12 protein-coding genes and 1 riboswitch are annotated in these 11,877 nt (G+C 64.0%); all 12 genes read left to right on the top strand.

All coding sequences use genetic code 11. The features are described from left to right. The first annotated feature begins 13 nt into the window (after positions 1-13). Complete coding sequence (locus B5F27_RS00775) at positions 14-937, top strand: hypothetical protein (RefSeq protein ID WP_087363923.1); 924 nt, start codon at positions 14-16, stop codon at positions 935-937. A gap of 33 nt (positions 938-970) precedes the next feature. After that, positions 971-1,120, top strand: a riboswitch (molybdenum cofactor riboswitch). A 267-nt stretch (positions 1,121-1,387) separates the two neighbouring features. Next, positions 1,388-2,626: a gephyrin-like molybdotransferase Glp gene (gene glp / locus B5F27_RS00770; protein WP_087363920.1), complete on the top strand. Its 1,239-nt coding sequence runs from the start codon at positions 1,388-1,390 to the stop codon at positions 2,624-2,626. Beyond that, complete coding sequence (gene mobB, locus B5F27_RS00765) at positions 2,616-3,134, top strand: molybdopterin-guanine dinucleotide biosynthesis protein B (protein ID WP_087246714.1); 519 nt, start codon at positions 2,616-2,618, stop codon at positions 3,132-3,134. Before glp ends, mobB begins: the two co-directional genes overlap by 11 nt. Positions 3,135-3,149: 15 nt before the next feature. Next, a complete protein-coding gene (locus B5F27_RS00760; RefSeq protein WP_087363917.1) occupies positions 3,150-4,169 on the top strand; it encodes a molybdopterin-binding protein in 1,020 nt (339 codons plus the stop codon). 66 nt (positions 4,170-4,235) lie between these two features. Continuing rightward, the gene (moaC, locus tag B5F27_RS00755) at positions 4,236-4,733 is read left to right on the top strand and encodes a cyclic pyranopterin monophosphate synthase MoaC (protein WP_087363914.1); all 498 of its coding nucleotides are present in this window, start codon (positions 4,236-4,238) and stop codon (positions 4,731-4,733) included. Further along, a complete protein-coding gene (gene moaA, locus B5F27_RS00750) occupies positions 4,726-5,703 on the top strand; it encodes a GTP 3',8-cyclase MoaA (protein ID WP_087363911.1) in 978 nt (325 codons plus the stop codon). Before moaC ends, moaA begins: the two co-directional genes overlap by 8 nt. Positions 5,704-5,709: 6 nt before the next feature. Continuing rightward, a complete protein-coding gene (locus B5F27_RS00745) occupies positions 5,710-6,642 on the top strand; it encodes an MOSC domain-containing protein (protein WP_087363908.1) in 933 nt (310 codons plus the stop codon). Positions 6,643-6,723: 81 nt separating this feature from the next. Continuing rightward, entirely contained in the window at positions 6,724-7,635 is a 912-nt protein-coding gene (gene modA / locus B5F27_RS00740) for a molybdate ABC transporter substrate-binding protein (protein WP_087363905.1), read from the top strand. An 84-nt stretch (positions 7,636-7,719) separates the two neighbouring features. Continuing rightward, positions 7,720-8,391 carry a molybdate ABC transporter permease subunit gene (modB, locus tag B5F27_RS00735; RefSeq protein WP_087246720.1) on the top strand — a complete coding sequence of 224 codons (672 nt, stop codon included), beginning with the start codon at positions 7,720-7,722 and terminating at the stop codon, positions 8,389-8,391. Beyond that, positions 8,388-9,437, top strand: coding sequence for an ATP-binding cassette domain-containing protein (locus tag B5F27_RS00730; protein ID WP_087363902.1), 1,050 nt, complete (start codon positions 8,388-8,390; stop codon positions 9,435-9,437). The genes modB and B5F27_RS00730 overlap by 4 nt, the downstream gene beginning before the upstream one ends. A gap of 201 nt (positions 9,438-9,638) precedes the next feature. Then, positions 9,639-10,367, top strand: coding sequence for a response regulator transcription factor (locus B5F27_RS00725; RefSeq protein WP_087363899.1), 729 nt, complete (start codon positions 9,639-9,641; stop codon positions 10,365-10,367). Then, positions 10,360-11,664: a histidine kinase dimerization/phospho-acceptor domain-containing protein gene (locus B5F27_RS00720; RefSeq protein WP_087363896.1), complete on the top strand. Its 1,305-nt coding sequence runs from the start codon at positions 10,360-10,362 to the stop codon at positions 11,662-11,664. Before B5F27_RS00725 ends, B5F27_RS00720 begins: the two co-directional genes overlap by 8 nt. Positions 11,665-11,877 lie beyond the last annotated feature (213 nt).

Genomic DNA, 11,877 nt, shown 5'->3' with positions numbered 1-11,877 from the left:
AGAGGAACCAATCATGCTGTTTGGCAGACGTAAACCCGGTTACACCACCACGGTGGACGGCTCGGACCCGGAGCAGGTCATTCTGGACCTGCAGAAGGCTGAGATGGCAGCCAAGAAAAAACCCAAATCGGAGGTTTTTGACATGGACGCCGCCAGCGAGACCGCCCGCCGCCTGAAGGAGACCGGAAGTGTGTTTGATGGCAGCGCCGCCAAGACGGGCGAGGACGTGATCGCCGCCGTGGAAAAGGAGACCGCGGCCCTTGCTGCAAAGCAGGCCGCCGCATCCGACGCTGCGGCCGCATCCATCCCGGAAGCCGCCGCAGAGAATCCGGCCGGGCAGGACCTGCTGGATTTCCTGGCAGCTGCCCCGGAGGCAACCAACGACCCCTTTGCGGACCAGCCCACCGTCACCGCCCCTGAGCTGCCCCAGCTGACCCCCGCGCAGGAGCTGGCGGGCTATATCCGCTCCCGCTCCGCCTCCGCGCTGGTCACGCCCCATGCTCTGCTGGTGAGCGAGGTGGAAAACGCCGACGAGCTGCTGGCTCAGATGCCGGAGGACCCCCAGTGCCAGGACATTGTGTCCCGCAAGGGCGCCAAGGACATCTACTACTATTCCAACGCCAACATGAGCGACAATTACGCTATGATTGCCCAGCTCATCGAGGACAAGGATCTGTGCACCATGGTGTCCGAGATGGTGCGGTTCAACGCCCGCATCTATCCCAGCGCCACCCCGATGCGGTATTTCCGCCGTTCGCCCTATAACCTGTCTCAGGAGGAGGTCGAGCAGACCTGGCAGGCCATGCAGGCCCGTCCGGAATACGCCGACATCGAGGAGCTGACCAACAACCAGAACGAGCGGTTCCTCTTCTCTACCAAGTATCTCACCCGCCGCTATGCCAAGGCCATCAGCGACGTGGACGATTACTGCGACTAATCTCTTTTCACAACTGAATACGGGTACAAGAGCTTCTTTGAGCAAAGGCGTCTAAACCCCGGAGGGGGCAGGACGCCGCGCCGCAATGCCAAGGGTCCGGCACCCCGGGCCGGCATTCAAGGGTGGAGGGGGAAACCCCGCCGCCTTCCCGCAGAAGAAACGCTGCAATTTGAAAAAAAGAACTCCTCCCATCCCACACAAGAGCCTGTGCTGACCGCAGGATCGCTGCCACTGTAAGGGCAGCCGCCAGCGGCGGGGGCTTCACTGGCGTGGCAGGCTGCAAACTGCTGTTTTGCCGGGCATTGTGCGGATATTCTGCGGAGGCGTTTTGGTTTTCAAAATCAAAACGTCTCCGCTTTTTTCACCTGCCTTTGAACAGAATATCCCCGGGCCGGGCCCTCTGAGCCATAGCAGAGCAGGCCCCGCCCGGGCCTTTTGGAGGATTTTTTCATGAAACAGCCTTTTTGCGCTCCCGCCGAGGCCCTGCGCTGCGTCCTGGACGCGGCGGCAGCTCTGCCCCGGCCCGAGGCGGAACTTGTTCCCCTGGACGCAGCCTGCGGCCGGATCGCGGCCCGGGACCTGTGCGCCCGGATGGACCAGCCCCCCTTCCACCGCAGCCCCCTGGACGGCTACGCTCTGCACAGCGCCGACACAGCCGGGGCCTGCCGGGAAAATCCGGTTTCTCTGCCGGTGGTGATGAAGCTCTACGCTGGTGATGCCCCCGCCGCGGCCCTGCCTGCCGGCTGCGCGGCCCGCATCATGACCGGCGCCCCCCTGCCCGAGGGGGCCGACTGCATCCTGATGCAGGAACTGACCGACGGCGGCGAGGAGACCGTCCAGATTTACGCCGCCCTCAAACCCAACCAGAACGTGGTATTCCGCGGGGAGGATATTGCCGTCGGGGCTGTGATTGCCCCGGAGGGAACGGCCCTCACCCCGGCCCATCTGGGCGTGCTGGCGGGCCAGGGCTATGCCGAAGTGCCGGTCTGCCGGACCTTCCGGGTGGGCGTGCTGGCCACCGGCAGTGAACTGCTGGACCCGGGCGAGCCCTGGGCCCCCGGCAAAATTTACGACGCCAACGGCATCCAGAACGCCGCCCGTCTGGGCCAGATGGGTTTTGCCGTGGAGCGCCGCCACTGCTCGGACGACCCGGACCAGATCGCCCGGCAGATGGAGGAGATGCTGACCCGCTGCGATGCAGTCATCACCAGCGGCGGCGTCTCGGTGGGGCAGAAGGATTATCTGCCCCAGGTGCTGGAAACCCTGCACGCTGAAATTCTCTTTGCCGGGGTGGCCCAGAAACCCGGCAGCCCCATGCTGGCAGCCCGGTTGGAGGGAAAACTGGTGTTCTGCCTGTCGGGCAACCCCTTTGCGGCGGCGGCAACGCTGGAACAGTACGCCCTGCCCGCCCTGCTGCGGGCCGCTGGCCGCCGGGAGGAGGACTGCGTCCTCCCCCGCACCCGCCGCACCCTGACCACCGGCTTTTCCAAGGCCAGCAAGGGCACCCGCTTCCTGCGGGCCCGGGCCCTGGGCGGCGAGGTGGCCATCCCCGGGGAGGGCAACGCCGAAGTGCATTCCTCGGGCAGCCTGTCCGCCATGATCGGCTGCAACTGTCTTGTGGAGCTGCCTGCGGGCAGCGGCCCGGTGGAGCCGGGCGAAACGGTGGAGGTGCTTTCCTTTGTACAGTGAAGAAAAACAGGCCCTTGCCGCCGAACTGACCTTGAAACAGCCCGCCGTGCTGGCGGTCAGCGGCGTCCACAACAGCGGCAAAACCACCCTGCTGGAAAAGCTTCTGCCCCTGCTGCGCCGCCGGGGCCTGAAGGTGGGCGTCATCAAGCACGACGGCCATGACTTTACCCCTGACGTCCCCGGCACCGACAGTTTCCGCCTGCGGGAGGCCGGCGCCGACGGCGTGGCGGTGTATTCCAGCCAGCGCTACCTGCTGACCGAGACCTTCCGTCTGACCGAACAGGACCTGCTGGCCCTGTTTGAGCGCCACGGCTACGACCTGGTGCTGCTGGAGGGCTTCAAGTCCAGCGGCTGGCCCAAGATCGAAGTGGTGCGCAAGGCGGTGTCCGAGACGCCCGTTTCGTTCCACCCGCTGGCGATTGTGGGCGACATTCCCGGCGCAGACTTTGGCCTGGAGGAGACAGAAGCCCTGGCCGACTGGATCTGCGCCCAGATGCCGGCCCTGTAAGGAGAACGTGAAATTATGAAACTGATCCGCACTGTTGACGCGGCAGGCCAGGTGCTCTGCCACGATATTACTCAAATCATCCCCGGCGAGTTCAAGGGAGCCCGCTTCCGCAAGGGCCACATCGTCCAGCCCGAGGACATTCCGGTGCTGCTGAGCATCGGCAAGGAGAACCTGTATGTCTGGGAGAAGACCCCCGGCATCCTCCACGAGGACGAGGCCGCGGCCCTGCTGTACAAGGCGGCCGCCGGCAAGAACATCCACGGCACCGAGCCCAAAGAGGGCAAGATCGAGCTGATTGCCGACTGTGACGGCCTGCTGAAGATCCGCCGCGAGGCTCTGCTGGCGGTAAACCGCACCCCCCAGATGATGATTGCCACCATCCACGGGGACCTGCCGGTGAAAAAGGGCCAGAAGCTGGCCGGCACCCGGATTATCCCCCTGGTGATCGAGCAGGAAAAGATGGACGCCATGCAGCAGGCTGCCGGCGACGAGCCCATTCTGAACGTGCTGCCCTTCCAGGCCAAAAAGTTCGGCGTGATTACCACCGGCAGCGAGGTCTTCAAGGGCCGCATCGAGGACAAGTTCACCCCCATTCTGGTGGGCAAGCTGGCGGAATACGGCTGCGAGATGCTGTTCCACAAGGTCTGCGACGACGACCCCGCTGGCATCACCGCCGCCATCCTGGAGGCCAAAGAGGCCGGCTGTGAGCTGATCTTCACCACCGGCGGCATGAGCGTGGACCCCGACGACCGGACCCCCCTGGCCATCAAGAACACCGGCGCCAACATCATCACCTACGGTGCGCCGGTGCTGCCGGGCGCCATGTTCCTGGTGAGCTATCTGGACGGCGTGCCGGTGTGCGGCCTGCCCGGCTGCGTCATGTACGCCAAGCGGACCATCTTCGATCTGCTGCTGCCCCGTCTGCTGGCGGATGATCCCATCACCGCCGAGGACATCGCCCGTCTGGGCGAGGGCGGCCTGTGCCTGGGCTGCGCCAACTGCACCTGGCCCAACTGCGGCTTCGGCCACTGCTGAGCCGGTTTTCCACAAAAGAGACCACGGACGTTGAAACGTTCCGAGATAGAGAAAGAGTATTCATTCATGAGCGAAAACAACCTGACCCATTTTGATGCCGCCGGCAACGCCGTGATGGTGGACGTGAGCGAAAAGCCGGTCACCGCCCGGGAGGCCACCGCCCACGGCATCATCACTATGAACGCCGAGGCCTTCGCCGCCGTCCAGAACGGCACGGTGAAAAAAGGCGACGTGCTGGGTGTGGCCCGCATTGCGGGCATCATGGCCACCAAGCGCACCAGCGAACTGATCCCCCTGTGCCATCCCCTGCCCCTGACCAAGGTGTCCATCGAGTTCAATCTCCTGCCCGAGCGGCAGGCGGTGGAGGCCCTGTGCACCGTCAAAACCAGCGGCGTCACCGGCGTGGAGATGGAAGCCCTCACCGGCGTTTCCACCGCCCTGCTCACCATCTACGACATGTGCAAGGCTGTGGACAAGGGGATGGAGCTGGGCGAAATCCATCTGGAGAAAAAGAGCGGCGGCAAGAGCGGCCTGTACATCCGGGCGGAGGGCGGCTATGTTTGATGCAACACAGCGGGACATCCACTACCTGCGCCTCTCGGTCACCGACCTGTGCAACCTGCGGTGCCGCTACTGCATGCCGGACGGGGTGGAGAAGCTGGAGCGGGAAGACATCCTGACCTATGAGGAGTTCCTGCGCCTGGCGGCCCTGTTTGCCGCCTGCGGGGTGGACACCGTCCGGGTCACCGGCGGCGAGCCTCTGGTCCGCAAAGGGGTGGACCAGCTGGTGGCCGGCCTCAAGGCCATCCCCGGCATCCGCAAGGTGACCATGACCACCAACGGCATCCTGTTGGCCCAGCAGCTGCCGGCCCTTTTGGAGGCCGGGCTGGACAGCGTGAACATCAGCCTGGACACCCTGTCCCCTCAGGTGTTTGCCCGCATCACCGCCCGGGACGAGTTTGCCGCCGTCCAGAAGGGCCTCCAGGCCGCCCTGGAAAGCCCCCTGCCGGTCAAGCTGAACTGCGTGCCCCAGGTGGGGGTCAACGAGGGCGAGCTGGAAGACCTGGCCGCCCTGGCCATCGACCGGCCCCTGCAGGTGCGGTTCATCGAGATGATGCCCATCGGCTTTGGGGCGGCCATGCCCTGCATCTCGGGGCCCGAGCTTCTGGCCCGGTTTGAGCGCCGCTGGCCCGGCCTGGCTCCCCTGCCTGAGGCCGAGAGCCACGCGCTGGGAGACGGTCCCGCCGTCTACTACACCGCCCCCGGCTGGAAGGGCAGCATCGGCCTAATTGCCGCCGTCCACGGCAAATTCTGCGGCCAGTGCAACCGGGTTCGTCTGACCAGCCAGGGCTTTCTGCGGCCCTGCCTCGCCAGCGAGGCAGGATGCGACCTGCGGGCCCTGCTGCGCAGCGGCGACGACGACGCGGCCCTGCTGCAGGCCATCCGGAACACCATCTGGAACAAACCCCTGGAACATCACTTTGACAGCAAAGCCATCCCCGCCACCCGCGGGATGTATCGAATTGGAGGATAAAGGATCATGGGAAAGTTACTGGCTATCTGCACCAGCCCCCAGCGGGGCACCGTCAAGACCGAAGTGCCCAGCGCCACCCTCACCCCTGAATGGGGCATCGTGGGGGACGCCCACGGCGGCAACTGGCACCGCCAGGTCAGCCTGCTGAGCGCCGAGAAAATCGAGGCCTTCCGCCAGAAGATCTGGGTGGACTACGGCGCTTTCGGCGAGAACCTGGTCATCGAGGGCTTTGATTTCCGCAGCCTGCCGGTCACCAGCCGGTTCGCCATCGGCGACGTGGTGCTGGAAATGACCCAGATCGGCAAGGAGTGCCACAACGACTGCGTCATCAAGCAGAAGACCGGCGAGTGCATCATGCCCCGGGAGGGCGTGTTTGCCCGGGTACTGCAGGGCGGCGAGATCCATGTGGGGGACGAGGTGACCATGCTGCCCGCCCTGGACAATCCGCCCCTGCGGGCCGCCGTCATCACCCTGTCGGACAAGGGCAGCCGCGGCGAGCGGGAGGACAAGAGCGGTCCCCTGATTGTGGAGATGCTCACCGCCGCCGGCTATGTGGTGGAGGAGACCATGATCCTGCCCGACGAGATGAAGCCCCTGAAGGCCCAGCTGATCCGTCTGGCCGACGGCCGCCAGGTCAACCTGATCCTGACCACCGGCGGCACCGGCTTCTCTCCCCGGGATATCACCCCCGAGGCCACCTGCGCCGTGGCCGACCGCAACGCCCCCGGCATCGCTGAGGCCATGCGGTACCACAGCCTGTCCATCACCCCCCGCGGCATGCTGAGCCGCGGCGCCAGCGTCCTGCGGGGCAAGACCCTCATCGTCAACCTGCCTGGCAGCCCCAAGGCGGTGAAGGAAAACCTGGAGTACATCCTGCCCAGTCTGGAGCACGGCGTGCGGATTGCCGCCGGCCTGGACGGCGAGTGCGCCCGCAAATAAGGTTTCCCGTCCTGTGCTTTTCCGGCCAGAGCGCGAACATAGAGGGAATGCAACCCATCACACCTTTAAAGGAGAAAATGTATGAAAAACAATCGGATCTCCCGCCGCAGTTTCCTGTATGCCGCCGGTCTGGCCGGCGCTTCCGCTGTGCTGACCGCCTGCGGAAGTTCTTCTTCCAGCAGCGCCGCCTCTTCTGCCTCTTCTGCCGCTTCTGCGGCCTCCTCGGCCGCACCGGCTTCTTCGGCTGCCGCAGCCGAGCCGGTGGAGCTGATCGTCTTTGCCGCCGCCTCCCTCACCGAGACCCTCACCGCCATCGGCGAGGCCTATTCGGTGGAGAACCCCGGCGTGACCTTCAGCTTCAACTTTGATTCCTCCGGCACCCTCAAGACCCAGATCCAGGAGGGCGCCGACTGCGACCTGTTCATCTCCGCCGGCCAGAAGCAGATGGACCAGCTGGACAGCGCCGCTTCCGCCGAGGTGAACACCGAGGGCCTGGACTGCGTGGACAGCGACAGCCGTGTGGACCTGCTGGAAAACAAGGTGGTTCTCTGCGTGCCGGAGGGCAGCGACAAGGGCATCGACAGCTTTGACGCCCTGGCCGAGCACCTGGAAGCCCAGGATATCCTGTTCTGCATGGGCAACAGCGACGTGCCCGTGGGCCAGTACACCCAGAAGATTCTGGCCTACTACGGCCTGGACGAGGAGGCTCTGGCCGCTGCCGGCGTCATTACCTACGGCTCCAACGTCAAGGAGGTCACCACTCAGGTCATCGAGGCCAGTGTGGACGCCGGCGTGGTGTACTGCACCGACGCCTACAGCGCCGGCATCACCCCGGCGGACGAGGCCACCAAGGAGATGTGCGGCCAGATCATCTATCCCGCCGCCGTGATGAAGGCCGCTCCCCATGCCGATGCAGCCCAGGCCTTCCTGGACTATCTGCGGACCGAGGACGCCGGCGCCGTCTTTGAGAGCGTAGGCTTCACCGCACTGTAAGCCCAACGCCACAGAACATTCTGTCATCCCGCCCTCTCTGTCTCCGTTCGGGGGAGAGGGCGGCTTTGTTTAAAGGGATCAACTATGGACTGGTATCCTCTCTGGAACAGCCTGCGCATTGCCCTCATCAGCTGCGCGGCGGTGTTCTTTCTGGGCATTTTTGCCGCCTATTACATAGCCAAACTCCCCCGCACCCTCAAGGGTGTGCTGGATGTGGTGCTGACCCTGCCCATGGTGCTGCCGCCCACCGTGGTGGGCTATTTCCTGCTGCTTTTGCTGGGGGCCAAGCGGCCGCTGGGCATCTTTTTTGCGGAGCACTTTGGCATCAAGCTGGTGATGAACTGGTACAGCGCCATCTTCGCCTCCATTGTGGTGGCCTTTCCCCTGATGTACCGCACCGCCCGGGGCGCGTTTGAGAGCTTTGACGAGACCCTGGCCTGGTCGGCCCAGACCCTGGGCCTGTCCAACACCTGGATTTTCTGGCGGGTGCGGATGCCCTATTGCCGCCAGGGAATTCTGGCCGGCACCGTGCTGGCCTTTGCCCGGGCTTTGGGAGAATACGGCGCCACCAGCATGATCGCCGGCTACACCCCCGGCAAGACTGCCACCATCGCCACCACGGTGTACCAGCTCTGGCGCACCAACGATGAGGCAGGCGCCATGCAGTGGGTCCTGGTGGACATCGCCATCTCGGCGGTGGTGCTGCTGGCGGTGAACCTGCTGGAACGCAAACAGAAAGCAGGTGTCCGCGCATGAGCCTGGAAGTCAACATTGAAAAAGCCTTTGACGGCTTCACCCTCCGGTCCCGGTTCACCGCCGGAAACACCGCCACGGCGATTCTGGGGGCCTCGGGCTGCGGCAAAAGCATGACCCTCCGCTGCATCGCCGGCATCGTCAAGCCCGACCGGGGCCGCATTGTGCTGGACGGCCGGGTGCTGTTTGACAGCGAAAAAGGCATCGACCTGCCGCCCCAGCAGCGGGGTGTGGGGCTGTTGTTCCAGAACTATGCCCTGTTCCCCAACATGACGGTGGAACAGAACATCCTCTGCGGCCTGCAGGCCGAAAAAGACCCCGCCGCCCGCCGGACCCGATGCCATGATATGCTGCGGGCCATGCGCCTGGAAGAGGTGGCCCGGCACCGTCCGTCCCAGCTGTCCGGCGGCCAGCAGCAGCGCACCGCCCTGGCCCGCATCCTGGTGGGCCGCCCCCGCATCCTGATGCTGGACGAGCCTTTCAGCGCCCTGGACAGCTACCTGCGGGAAGAGGTGGAGAGCGAAGTGGGCAGCCTGCTGTCCTCTTTCGCAGGCACCACCCTGCTGGTCACCCACAACCGGGATGAGGCCTACCGCCTGTGCCGGGAGATGATCGTCATGGACGACGGCCAGGTGCTGCGGGCCGGCCCCACCAAGGAGGTCTTTGCCGACCCGCAGAGTGTCACCGCCGCCCGGCTCACCGGCTGCAAGAACATTCTGCCCTGCACCCCAGTGGACGGCCACACCGTCCGCCTGACCGGCTGGGACGTCGATCTGCGCCTGGCCCAGCCGGTGCCCCCCGACTGCAACGCCGTCGGCGTGCGGGCCCACAACTTTACCCCCTGCCCGCCGGACGCCTGCAACGCCCTGCCGGTGAAGGTCACCTCCACCAGCGAAAATCCCTTCGACTGGAATCTCATCTGCACCGCCCCCGACGGCGAAACCCGTCTGTGGTGGAAGATCTCCAAAACCACCCTCACCGACGGCCAGCCCCTGGCCCCCGCCTGTCTGTCCGCCGCACCGGAGGACATCATGCCTCTGCGGGGATAAGGCATCCGCGGGGCACAGATGCAGGCCAAGCGGTCTGTCGTTATACAACAACCAGGGCGTCCCGCCGGGGACGCCCTGGTTTTGTTTTTCCGCTGTCCTGGCCGCATTTTAAGATTTCCTAAGAAAAATTTCATGGAAATCACAAGATCTCTCCATTATACTTAGATTAAGGCTGAGATGATCCAGAGAGGAAGCGATACCATGGCAGAACAGACCATTTTGATTGCCGAGGACGACGCCGACATCCGGGACGGCGTGCGGATTTTGCTGGCCGGCGAGGGCTACCGCATCCTGGAGGCCGAAAACGGCCCCAAGGCCCTGAAACTATTCTCCTCGGAAGTGGACCTGGTGATCCTGGACGTGATGATGCCGGGCATGTCGGGGCTGCGGGTCTGTGAGGAGCTGCGGAAAATTTCCACCGTTCCCATCCTGTTTCTGACCGCCAAGTCCCAGGAATCGGACAAACTGCTGGGCCTGACGGCGGGCGGGGACGACTATCTGGCCAAACCATTTTCCTTTGCCGAGCTGAGCGCCCGGGTCAAGGCGCTGCTGCGCCGCTATTGCGTCTATCAGGGCAAAGCCAAGCCCGGCGCGGCCCCTGCGGCCAAGCGGCTGTGCGCCCACGGGGTCCAGCTGGAGCTGGACTGCAACCGGGTCTGGGTGGACGGCCGGGAGGTCAACCTCACCGAGACCGAATACAAAATCCTGCGGCTTCTGATGCAGAACCCCCAGCGGATTTTCCCGGTCCAGACCCTCTACGAGCTGGTGTGGAACGAGCCCTATTACTATGTGTCCAACGGCACCGTCATGGTCCACATCCGCAACCTGCGGACCAAGATCGAGGAGGACCCCCAGTCTCCCCGCCGCATCTGTACCGTCTGGGGCAAGGGCTATCATTTCGCCAACGGCGGAGAGGACGACCATGAATAAGCGGGACGGAATTACAGCCCAGTTCATCCGGCTGCTGGTGTTCGCCGGGCTGGGCTCTCTGCTGCTGTTTGCCACCAGCCGGCTGGCCTTCCGGTTTGCTCTGACCGCCTATGTGGACCAGACCAATTTCATCCAGCGGGAGACCGCCCGCCAGCTGGAGGAGTTTCAGACCTTTGTCACCGAGGAAAATCTGTCCAGCAAGGACGTCCGGCCCATCACCGACTGGGTCCAGAAGCACAACCTGACCCTGCTGGAGCTGTACCGGGACCACGTCCTGGTCTACAGCTCCTTTGCCCCGGGGCGGGAAATCAAGGGCGAACAGGACCAGCGGGTCCCCTTCTACGACTGGCAGCCCTATGCCACCATCCATTTTGCCGACGGGGACTTTGAGGCCCTGCTCTACTGCAACACCATCCGCACCTATGAGCTGCTGGGGACCACCGTCCTCCTGATCTTCTGTCTGGGGCTGTTCCTGGCCGTCTTTTTGCTGGGCTGCCGCCGGATTGTGCGGTACATATGCCTCTTGAGCGACGAAATCCAGGCCATGGAGGGCGGGGATCTGGATCACAGCATCACGGTCCAGGGCAGCGACGAGCTCACCACCCTGGCCTCCTGTCTGGACTCCATGCGCCTGACCCTCCGCCGCCAGCATCAGCAGGAGGCCGAGACTTCCGCCAAGGTCAAAAACCTCATCACCCAGATGTCCCACGACCTGCGCACCCCTCTGACCACCCTGCTGCTCTACACCGAAATCGTCCGGTGTCACAAATACCAGGACGAGCAGCAGCTGCAGGATTATCTGGCCAAAATCGACCGCAAGGCCCGCCAGATCAAACACCTGTCGGACAACCTATTCGAGTACGCTCTGGTCACCCGGGACAGCCCGGTGATGCTGGACCAGCCCGCCAGCCTGTCCCAGATTTTCGAGGGGCCTCTGGCCGAAATGGTGGACCAGCTGCAGCAGCACGGCTTCATCTGTACTTTGGATCTGGGCAGCGAGGATTTGTCCCTGACCGTCTACGAACCCTACATCCGGCGGATTCTGGACAACATCACCTCCAACATCCTTAAATACGCCGACCCGGCCTATCCGGTGTCGGTCACCTTTGTGCGGGAAGAGGACGACGCCGGGCTGGCGTTCGCCAACGTCACCCTGTCCGACACCGATTCGGTGGAAAGCACCAAGGTAGGCCTTGTCAGCATCCAGACCATGATGGAGAAAATGCACGCCGACAGCCGCGCCGAAAGCGACGGCCGCCGGTTCTGCATCACCCTCCTGTTCCCTGTCAATTCCTGAATCCAGCGCCCCAAAGCGGCGCAGCAGATGGGAGAAACCCGCCTGCTGCGCCGCTTTTTGTGTCCCGGGTTCATAAAAACTTCACCCTCCTTAAGGCGTCTTAAGGTTTTTTTACGGCGATTCCTAAGATTCGTCCTGTATACTTCAAACTGTCCAGAGGAGCCTGGCTGCCGGACCATTCCGACCGGCGTCGGATACAGGACCCACGGGCCC

Origin of the sequence: Faecalibacterium sp. An192 (genome assembly GCF_002160175.1) — a bacterium.
In the GTDB taxonomy this organism is placed as follows: domain Bacteria; phylum Bacillota; class Clostridia; order Oscillospirales; family Ruminococcaceae; genus Faecalibacterium.
The sequence above is the reverse complement of the archived record's forward strand: the minus strand, read 5'-3'. Positions and strand labels throughout refer to the sequence as shown.